Here is an 8,277-nt window from a genome sequence, read left to right on the forward strand (position 1 = left end):
GAAGTCATCGACAACAGCGTCGACGAAGCCCTGGCCGGCCACGCCAAATCGGTACAGGTCATCCTGCACGCCGACCACTCGCTGGAAGTCAGCGACGACGGCCGTGGCATGCCGGTCGACATCCACCCGGAAGAGGGCGTGTCGGGCGTCGAGCTGATCCTCACCAAGCTGCATGCGGGCGGCAAGTTCTCCAACAAGAATTACCAGTTCTCCGGCGGTCTGCACGGCGTGGGTATTTCTGTGGTCAACGCCTTGTCGACCGAAGTCCGGGTGCGCGTCAAGCGTGACGGCAACGAATACCAGATGACCTTCAACGACGGTTTCAAAGCCTCCGAGCTGGAAATTGTCGGTACGGTCGGCAAGCGCAACACCGGCACCAGCGTGTACTTTGCGCCGGATCCGAAATACTTCGATTCACCAAAATTCTCCATCAGCCGCCTCAAGCACGTACTCAAGGCCAAGGCCGTTCTGTGCCCGGGATTGTTGGTCAGCTTCGAAGACAAAGGCACCGGCGAGAAAGTCGAATGGCATTACGAAGACGGCCTGCGCTCGTATCTGGTCGACGCTGTCAGCGAATTCGAGCGCCTGCCGAACGAACCGTTCTGCGGTGCCTTCGCCGGTAACAAGGAAGCGGTCGACTGGGCGCTGCTGTGGCTGCCGGAAGGTGGCGACGCGGTGCAGGAAAGCTACGTCAACCTGATCCCGACGGCGCAGGGCGGTACCCACGTCAACGGTTTGCGTCAGGGCTTGCTCGACGCGATGCGCGAATTCTGCGAATTCCGCAGCCTGCTGCCGCGCGGCGTGAAGCTGGCGCCGGAAGACGTCTGGGAGCGCATCGCTTTCGTCCTGTCGATGAAAATGCAGGAGCCGCAATTCTCCGGCCAGACCAAAGAGCGTCTGTCGTCCCGGGAAGCGGCGGCGTTCGTTTCCGGTGTCGTGAAAGATGCGTTCAGCCTGTGGCTCAATGCCAACCCGGAAACCGGTCTGGCGCTGGCCGAACTGGCGATCAACAATGCCGGTCGCCGCCTCAAGGCGAGCAAGAAAGTCGAGCGTAAACGCGTCACTCAGGGCCCTGCACTCCCGGGCAAGCTGGCTGACTGCGCCGGGCAGGACCCGATGCGTTCCGAACTGTTTCTGGTCGAAGGTGATTCCGCCGGCGGTTCCGCCAAACAAGCGCGGGACAAGGAATTCCAGGCGATCCTGCCGTTGCGCGGCAAGATCCTCAACACCTGGGAAGTCGACGGCAGCGAAGTGCTCGCCAGTCAGGAAGTGCACAACATCGCCGTGGCCATCGGTGTCGATCCGGGCGCCGCAGACATGAGCCAGTTGCGCTACGGCAAGATCTGCATCCTCGCCGACGCCGACTCCGACGGTCTGCACATCGCGACCTTGCTGTGCGCGTTGTTCGTCCAGCATTTCCGCCCGCTGGTGGATGCCGGTCACGTTTACGTCGCGATGCCGCCTCTGTACCGCATCGACCTCGGCAAAGAAATTTACTACGCCCTCGACGAAGCTGAGCGCGACGGCATTCTTGACCGTCTGGTAGCCGAGAAGAAGCGCGGCAAACCGCAGGTCACCCGATTCAAGGGTCTGGGTGAGATGAACCCGCCGCAGTTGCGCGAAACCACCATGGACCCGAACACTCGCCGTCTGGTGCAATTGACGCTGGGCGAAGACTTTGCCGAAACCTCGGAAATGATGGACATGCTGCTGGCGAAGAAACGCGCCGGTGACCGCAAGACCTGGCTCGAATCCAAGGGCAACCTCGCCGAGGTGCTGGCCTGATGCGATTTGGCTGGGCCCTGGCAGGTGCGTTACTGCTGAGTGCGATGACCGTTTCGGCCGAGCCGTTACAGGAATTGCGCCTGCTCTCCGAGCACCCGGTCGACGGTATGCGCGGTGGCAACCTGTCGGGGCTGGCCTTGTGCGGCAATGAGTTGTGGACGGTGTCCGACCGCGATGATGAGCAGATCTACCGGCTTAAAACCGCAGATCAAGTCTGGCTGGCGGAAACCGTGCACATCGATGTGCCAAAGGTGCCTGACAGCGGCTTGCCCTGGGGTTTGAGTTCGCGCACCTGGGCGGCCTCGTTCGTTCGTGGCGGCGATCTTGATTTCGAAGGCATCACCTGCGACAACGCCGGCAATCGCTACATTGTCAGCGAGGCCCACGCAGCGGTACTGCAAGTGCCGCCACAAGGCCCGGCGTCGTGGCTGAAGATTTCGCCGATGCTGGTGAAAGAGGCTCGGGCCAGCGGCATGTTGCTGCACTTCAACGCACTATTCGAAGGTCTGGCGATCAACCCGGCGGGCGATCAGTTGTGGCTGGCCGCCGAGCGTGAGCGCCGTGGCCTGCTGAAGATCAAGCGGCAGCAAACGGTCTGGGATTGCGAGGGCGCCTGCGTGCTGCTCAGCGAAGGCGGGGTCGAGATGCAGCCGCCGCAGTTTCCCAAGGCCCGTGCCGTCACCCGCGACTTCGCTGATTTGTCGCTGTTCAACGGCAAGCTGTTTACCCTCGAGCGCAATGCGTTCCAGATTTGTCGTCGCGATGCGGTAACCGCCAAGGTCGAGCTGTGCTGGTCGTATGCCGAAGATGCCTTGCAGCCACAGCGCCAGTACTCACAGGCCTACGGTCTGGCGGAAGCGCTGGTGGTGGATGCCCAGGGCGCGTGGATCGGCATCGACAACAACGACGGTGCCCGCAACGACGGCGAAAAACGCCCGATCGTCTGGCGCTTTGCCGCGCCTGACGGTGGTTGGAGCGCCAAGCCGTGAGCCAGCAACCGCCGGGCAAACGCGCCTGTCGGGTGCTGATGATTCTGGCGTGGTGTGCTGCACTTTTTCTGGCCACACGGTTTTTCGGCCAGTGGGAACAACGCCAGCAGAATCCGAACGTCGTCGTGAGTTCGGAGCAGGGCGAAGGCTTTATTGAAGTGAAGCTGGCGAGCAATGCCCAAGGGCATTTTGTCGCCAGCGGCCAGATCAACGGTGAGCCGGTGGAGTTCATGCTCGACACCGGCGCGACCGATGTGGCGATCCCGGCGGATCTGGCCAAGCGTTTGAAGCTGGAAGAAGGTTTCGGTGTGACCCTGAGCACGGCCAATGGCCTGAGCCAGGGCTATCGGACAAAAATTGCCCGCCTGCAACTGGGCGACATCGTGCTGCGGGATGTTCGCGCACTGGTGGCGCCGGGGCTGCATGGCGATCAGGTGCTGCTCGGTATGAGCGCACTGAACAAACTTGAATTTACTCAGCGCGGTGGCACCATGCTGCTGCGCCAGACAACGAACCGATGAGGCCTGCATGAGCAACCCCCTTGATCTCAGCCTGGACGGTGTAGAACGCCGATCGTTGGCCGACTTCACCGAAAGTGCCTACCTCAACTACTCCATGTACGTGATCATGGACCGTGCTCTGCCGCATATCGGCGACGGCCTGAAACCGGTACAGCGGCGTATCGTCTACGCCATGAGCGAACTGGGGCTGGACGCCGATTCCAAGCACAAGAAATCGGCGCGTACCGTCGGTGACGTGCTCGGCAAGTTCCACCCGCACGGCGATTCGGCGTGCTACGAAGCGATGGTGCTGATGGCCCAGCCGTTCAGCTATCGCTACACGCTGGTCGATGGCCAGGGTAACTGGGGTGCGCCGGACGATCCGAAGTCCTTCGCCGCCATGCGTTACACCGAAGCGCGCCTGTCGCGTTATTCCGAAGTGCTGCTCAGCGAACTGGGTCAGGGCACGGCCGACTGGGGCCCGAACTTCGACGGCACCCTGCAGGAGCCGCTGGTTCTGCCGGCGCGCTTGCCGAACATTCTGCTCAACGGCACCACCGGTATCGCCGTGGGCATGGCCACCGACGTGCCGCCGCACAACCTGCGCGAAGTCGCCACCGCTTGCGTACGCTTGCTCGATGAGCCGAAAGCCACGGTCGAACAGCTCTGCGAACACATTCAGGGCCCGGATTATCCGACCGAAGCGGAAATCATCACCCCGCGCGCCGACCTGTTGAAAATGTACGAAACCGGCAAGGGCTCGGTGCGCATGCGCGCCGTGTACCACGTCGAGGACGGCGACATCATCGTCACCGCGCTGCCGCACCAGGTGTCCGGCGCGAAAGTGCTGGAGCAGATCGCCGCACTGATGCAGGCCAAACCGTCGAAAGCTCCGCAGATCGCCGACCTGCGCGACGAATCCGACCACGAAAACCCGTGCCGCATCGTAATCATTCCGGTCAACAGCCGCGTCGACCACGAAGCGCTGATGCAGCACCTGTTCGCCAGCACCGAGCTGGAGTCTACCTACCGGGTCAACGTCAACATCATCGGTCTGGACGGCAAGCCGCAGCTGAAAAACCTGCGGGCGTTGCTGGTCGAATGGCTGGAATTCCGCGTACTGACCGTGCGGCGCCGCCTGCAATTCCGCCTCGACAAGGTCGAGCGTCGCCTGCACCTGTTGGACGGTTTGTTGATCGCCTACCTCAACCTGGATGAAGTGATCCATATCATCCGCACCGAGGAGCACCCGAAAGCCAAGCTGATCGAGCGTTTCGCCCTCAGCGAGATCCAGGCCGACTACATCCTCGACACCCGTCTGCGGCAGTTGGCTCGACTGGAAGAGATGAAGCTGCGTGACGAGCAGGACGAACTGCTCAAGGAACAAGCCAAGTTGCAAGCGCTGCTGGGCAGCGAAGCCAAGCTGAAGAAGCTGGTGCGTACCGAACTGATCAAAGACGCCGAAACCTATGGCGACGACCGTCGCTCGCCAATCGTCGAGCGCGCCGAAGCCAAGGCGCTGACCGAACACGATCTGCTGCCGAACGAAAAAGTCACCGTCGTATTGTCCGAGAAAGGCTGGATTCGCTCAGCCAAGGGCCACGATATCGACGCCACTGGCCTGTCGTACAAGGCCGGCGACGGCTTCAAGACCTCGGCGGCGGGGCGCTCCAACCAGTTTGCCGTGTTCATCGACTCCACCGGTCGCAGCTATTCGGTCGCCGCGCACACCTTGCCGTCGGCGCGGGGCCAGGGCGAGCCGCTGACCGGCCGTCTGACGCCGCCACCGGGTGCGACCTTCGAATGCGTGCTGATGCCGGAAGATGATGCGCTGTACGTGATCGCCTCCGACGCCGGTTACGGTTTCGTGGTCAAAGGCGAAGATCTGCAAGCCAAGAACAAGGCCGGTAAAGCCCTGTTGAGTCTGCCGAACAACGCCAAAGTGATCGCACCGCGTCCGGTGGCTGATCGTGAGCACAACTGGCTGGCCTCGGTCACGACCGAGGGTCGCCTGCTGATCTTCAAGATCAGCGATCTGCCACAATTAGGGAAGGGCAAAGGCAACAAGATCATCGGTATTTCCGGTGAGCGTGTGGCCAGTCGCGAAGAATATGTCACGGACATCGCCGTGCTTCCGGAAGGCGCAACACTGGTGCTGCAGGCCGGAAAACGGACCCTGTCGCTGAAGGCCGACGACCTCGAACACTATAAAGGTGAGCGTGGACGTCGCGGGAATAAACTCCCTCGTGGCTTCCAGCGGGTCGATGCGCTGCTCGTCGAAAACCTCAATTAGGCGTCCTAGAGCGCCGTATCTACGATTTAACGCGTAGATCGGCGCTTTGGCGCTGGAGTCGGAACGCATATTCACGGATGATATGGCCTTTCCAAGCGCCGGCGTGGCCGAGCGTTCTTCATATTTATTGAGTATTTTCACTGTGGTCAGCCTTGTGGCGGCCACCTGGACGGGATGATGACTGCTCTGCGCCCCCTTATTTTCCTGCTCGCCGGCGTTTTGGGCCTGGCGGGTTGCAGCGTTCACCAGCCGGTGTCGCTGTATCAACTGGACAGCGGAAGTCCGGTTCAGCCTGCGCAAAGCGCAGGCATGGCTGTTTTGTTGGGCCCGGTGGTCGTAGCCGATTACCTGCAACGTGAGACATTGCTGCAACGTCAGCCGGACGGCAGTCTGCAAGCGGCGACCGATGGTCGTTGGGCGGGCAGCCTTTCGTCGGATATCGATCAGTTGTTGATGCGTCAGGTGGCTGGTCATCTGGATAGCCAGCGTGTGGTACTGGCGCCAGCCACAACCGGGTTTACTCCGGATGTGCAGGTCTTGCTGACCATCACACGTCTGGACTCCGGTCAGAAACAACCGGCGATTCTCGATGCGCAATGGCGCCTGATCGACCGTCGCGGCAAGGTGCGCGATAACCGCATCGTCCATCTGCAGGAACTGCACGCCGGAAGCACGGCTTCGCAGGTTCAGGCGCAAGGGATCCTGTTGCAGCGTCTGGCTGAGCAACTGTCGGTGGCGCTCAAGCCACTGGCCAATCAGCCACCTGTGGCCGAGGCTCCGCGTAAAGCGGCACCGAAACCGGCAGCGCCGGCGGCAGAAGCCGAGAAGCAGCCGAAGATTCCGATGGCATCACCGATTCGTACGGATATGGAAGTGTTCCGCTTCTGACGCTGGATCGAGTCAGAACAGAGCCCGCCTTGTGCGGGCTTTGTTGTGTCTGGTGGCTGGAGATCTTTGTGTTCAGTGCTGGCCTCATCGCGGGCAAGCCCGCTCCCACGGGTTATCGGGCGTTGCACGGGTCTTGTGAACACCGCTACTCCTGTGGGAGCGGGCTTGCCCGCGAAGGGGCCAGTGAAGGCAACAAAAAAGCCCGCAGACAATCACTCGTCTGCGGGCTTCGATGTTTCAGGCTTGAGGCTTAAGCCCGACGCTCATGCATCCGCGCCAGTTGCCGCTCAAGCATCGACGGATAAGGCTCCATCAACCGCTCCACGCAGCAAGCCCCCTCAGGGCTGGCAATCGGGCGGATCCGTGCACGCTGGCGAATCAGCGCGTCATCACTGATCTTGCGCTCGACCAGCAGCAGATTGCGGCTGTGTTGCGACAGGGCCAAGGCATCCTGAGCCGAATCGGTGAGCAGCAGATCAATCTGACTAAGACCGAACAACTCATCACCCAGGGTCAGGCCCAGCTGCAATTGCAGGGTGATACCGCTGTCCGCCACTTCAATCTGCAACTGATGGCCCAGCGCCCGCAACAACTCGCCGCAGCAGATAGCGTTGGTCAGGTAATCGTCACCGCAATCTTCGGTGTGGAACAGCATCAGCGTGCTGCCGTCGTTCAGCGTTTCGATTTCACCCTGATACAGCGAAGCGGCTTGATCGAGGCAGTCGCGATAGCGTTCCTGCAATTCGTCCAGTCGCGCTTTAGGCAAACGCCGCAGCTGCTCTTGCGAACCCAGTTGCACCGCCAGCACGGCCGTGTGTTGCGGCACGCTTGGCGTCGCTTTGCGAATCACCGGGTGCGCGGTTTGAGCAAGCGATTCGTCACGCAGATCGGCGAACGCGTCATCGTCCTCATCGTCTTCGACGGTGCTGACCACGTGGCGTGGCGCGGGTTTTTGCGCAGCCAGCGGGCGAGTCTCGTCGAAGCTCGGATCACGCAGGTTGCGCACTTCGAACTCAGGCTCGTCGTCCTCGTCTACGAACTCGGGTTCCGGTTCAGGTGCAGGTTCCGGCGCGTAGTTGGCGTGCAACTGACGAGCCAGATCGCCGATTTCATCCTGACGGTCGATGCCCGGCGTGTGCTCGTCGATTCGACGCAACCAGACGCGCAACTGCAGCAACGGCGTCGACAGGTAACGGCCCATACGCAGGCTCAAGGCTAGCGACAGCGCCAACAGAATCGCACTCAAAATGCCCATGCTTTGCAGGCTGATGGTCATCGGCTGCTGGAACTGATCCATGTCGAGGCTGATGCGCAGTTGCCCGGCGGTCACGTCCTGGAAAGTGATCTTGCTCTCGTACATGCCTTCGGCTTCGCCCAAAAGGCTGTGCTTGGGGCGCTGACCGGATTCGGCGAGGATGCGGTTGTCCACGCTATAGATCGCCGCGTGGGCCACCAGTTTGTTCTTGGTCAGGTTATTGAGCAGCACGTTGAGGCTGAGGATGTCGTTGGACACCAACAGCTCCGTGGCGGAAGTGGCGGTCTGCGTGGTCAGGCTTTCGCCCAGCGCATCGGCCTGCTCGTGCATGGCCTGCTTGAATTGCAAACCCATCACGCCGGCATAGATCACCAGGGCCAGAGCGACCAGGATCACGTTATGGCTGGCAATGCGCAATGCAATCGGTACACGGCGATGGCGCAGTGCACGGAAGATCAGCAGGAAGAAGTGATCGGTTTTAACTGGCGGGGGCCGGTTCACTGAGGTCGGCTCTGGTGTCCGTGTCGTTGGCGCGCCGTCTAGCGCCCGGCGCTCGTCCGGCGCCGC

6 protein-coding genes are annotated in these 8,277 nt (G+C 61.4%); 5 read left to right on the forward strand and 1 reads right to left on the reverse strand.

Annotation, left to right across the window (positions count from 1 at the left end):
* From parE to ACIONG_RS21805, 5 genes are all read left to right on the forward strand, one after another.
* Window positions 1-1,785 (forward strand): DNA topoisomerase IV subunit B (gene parE / locus ACIONG_RS21785; protein ID WP_401302616.1); only part of this gene is annotated, 1,785 nt, incomplete at its 5' end.
* Complete coding sequence (locus tag ACIONG_RS21790) at window positions 1,785-2,774, forward strand: esterase-like activity of phytase family protein (RefSeq protein WP_103304643.1); 990 nt, start codon at window positions 1,785-1,787, stop codon at window positions 2,772-2,774. The genes parE and ACIONG_RS21790, both read left to right, overlap by 1 nt.
* Window positions 2,771-3,295, forward strand: coding sequence for a TIGR02281 family clan AA aspartic protease (locus ACIONG_RS21795; protein ID WP_401302619.1), 525 nt, complete (start codon window positions 2,771-2,773; stop codon window positions 3,293-3,295). The genes ACIONG_RS21790 and ACIONG_RS21795 overlap by 4 nt, the downstream gene beginning before the upstream one ends.
* Before the next feature lie 7 nt (window positions 3,296-3,302).
* The gene (gene parC / locus ACIONG_RS21800) at window positions 3,303-5,567 is read left to right on the forward strand and encodes a DNA topoisomerase IV subunit A (RefSeq protein WP_103304645.1); all 2,265 of its coding nucleotides are present in this window, start codon (window positions 3,303-3,305) and stop codon (window positions 5,565-5,567) included.
* A 177-nt stretch (window positions 5,568-5,744) separates the two neighbouring features.
* Entirely contained in the window at window positions 5,745-6,455 is a 711-nt protein-coding gene (locus tag ACIONG_RS21805) for a membrane integrity-associated transporter subunit PqiC (RefSeq protein WP_103304646.1), read from the forward strand.
* A 250-nt stretch (window positions 6,456-6,705) separates the two neighbouring features.
* Here the strand turns inward: ACIONG_RS21805 and ACIONG_RS21810 are convergent, their stop codons facing one another.
* Complete coding sequence (locus tag ACIONG_RS21810) at window positions 6,706-8,211, reverse strand: AhpA/YtjB family protein (protein ID WP_401302624.1); 1,506 nt, start codon at window positions 8,209-8,211, stop codon at window positions 6,706-6,708.
* Between the last annotated feature and the right edge of the window lie 66 nt (window positions 8,212-8,277).

Origin of the sequence: Pseudomonas sp. NPDC087817, from assembly GCF_044742875.1 — a bacterium.
GTDB lineage: Bacteria > Pseudomonadota > Gammaproteobacteria > Pseudomonadales > Pseudomonadaceae > Aquipseudomonas.

Excerpts from the sequence above, each read along its gene's own strand:
- ACIONG_RS21790 (WP_103304643.1), top strand. The coding sequence starts at position 1,785 with ATGCGATTTGGCTGGGCCCTGGCAGGTGCGTTACTGCTGAGTGCGATG.
- parC (WP_103304645.1), top strand. The coding sequence starts at position 3,303 with ATGAGCAACCCCCTTGATCTCAGCCTGGACGGTGTAGAACGCCGATCG.
- ACIONG_RS21805 (WP_103304646.1), top strand. The coding sequence starts at position 5,745 with ATGACTGCTCTGCGCCCCCTTATTTTCCTGCTCGCCGGCGTTTTGGGC.